General features: G+C 69.0%; 1 protein-coding gene and 1 pseudogene. One reads left to right on the top strand and one right to left on the bottom strand.

The features are described from left to right. Window positions 1-22: 22 nt before the first annotated feature. On the top strand, window positions 23-1,189 hold the full coding sequence (locus tag I71_RS05180; RefSeq protein WP_280109856.1) for a pentapeptide repeat-containing protein: 1,167 nt from the start codon (window positions 23-25) through the stop codon (window positions 1,187-1,189). A 23-nt stretch (window positions 1,190-1,212) separates the two neighbouring features. On the opposite strand, the pseudogene I71_RS05185 reads toward I71_RS05180, so the two are convergent. Next, a pseudogene (locus I71_RS05185) lies at window positions 1,213-1,510 on the bottom strand (hypothetical protein); the annotation flags it as partial.

Genomic DNA, 1,510 nt, shown 5'->3' on the forward strand with positions numbered 1-1,510 from the left:
GGCATGACCTGTCGGAGCCGACCTGTCGGGCGCCAAGCTGTTCAGTGCCCGGCTGACCGGTGCCAACCTCGCCAACGCCAACCTCTATGCCGCCGACCTGCGGCTGGCCAACCTGGAAAAGGCCGATCTGCGCCGGGCCGACCTGCGCGGCGCCTGCCTGCGCGGCGCGGTGTTGAGCGACGCGACGCTGGTGGAGGTCGACCTGCGCGACGGCACGCTGCTGCATTACGACACCAGCGGCGGGATGTATGCCCACGAGTATGAGGACTCCGTCCTGACGTCGGAGTTGACGGCGGCGACCATCCGCGGTGCCGATCTGTCGCGGGCGAAGGTCGCCAATGCCTTCGTCATGCAGACCGACCTGACCGACGCCATCCTGCGCGGCACCAAGTTCATGCGCGCCAACCTGACCGGCTCCAACCTGACCGGCTGCGACCTGACCGACGCCGACCTGACGGAGGCGAACCTGTCGGGCGCCCGGCTGTCCGGGGCGGTGATGACCGGCTGCGCCATCAACCGCACCAATTTCAGCGGCGCCACCCTGATCGGTGCCATCCTGGACGCCGCGCAGATGCGGTCCCCCAACCTGCAGGCGGCGGTGCTGGCCAAGACGCTGGACAATCCGGAAGACGACCTGCGCGAGATGCTGATGGAGCATCTGTCCTGGATCGACAGCGGCGGCAAGGCCGGCAAGCGCGCCGACTTGTCGGCTCTGGACCTGTCCGGGCGGAAGCTGGACGGCATCAATCTGTCGGCGGCGATCCTGCAATGCATCGCGCTGCGCGGCGCCAATCTGTCGGGGGCGGCGATGGCGATTGCCGACCTGTCGCTGGCCGACCTGCGCAAGGCCGACCTGTCGAACGCCGATCTGCGCGGCGTGAATTTCGAGCGTGCCACCCTGACCGGCGCCGACCTCAGCGGCGCCCAGCTCGGCCCCGTCCATATCCAGACGATGAGCGGCCATGTCTGGCGCGCGAATTTGCAGCGGGCCCGGCTGGGCATGGCGCTGCTGCGCAAGGCCGATCTGCGCAAGGCCAACCTTGCCGGCGCCAATCTGGCCGGCGCCGACCTGACCGGGGCCGACCTCAGCGAGGCCGATCTCACCGGCGCCGACCTGACCGGGGCCGACCTGACCGGCACCATGATGGATCAGGCGATCGTCGAGGAGGCGATCGGGCTGGCCGGCTGAAAGGCGCTTTCGGACAGCGAAGCTCAGGCGGAGGGTCCACCCCGCCGCGCCATCCAGTCGCCGGAACCGTAGACGCTGCGGACATGGTGGACCAGCAGGTTGCGGGCATCGATCAGTTGGCCCATCCGCTCGCGGCAGGCGACGATGCCGGTGTCGGGATGATAGACCGGCGCCAGTTCGCGGAAGCGCCGCCGCACCCGATCCTCGTCGAAGCACCATTCATTGACGAAGCCGAACAGCTGGGCGGCATCGCGCACGTCGGTGATGCGGCCGTCGAGCGGCCGGAAAGACAGGCGTTGCAGCGCGTGGGCCAAGGTCTTG

The organism is Azospirillum sp. B506, assembly GCF_000333595.1.
Lineage (GTDB): Bacteria > Pseudomonadota > Alphaproteobacteria > Azospirillales > Azospirillaceae > Azospirillum.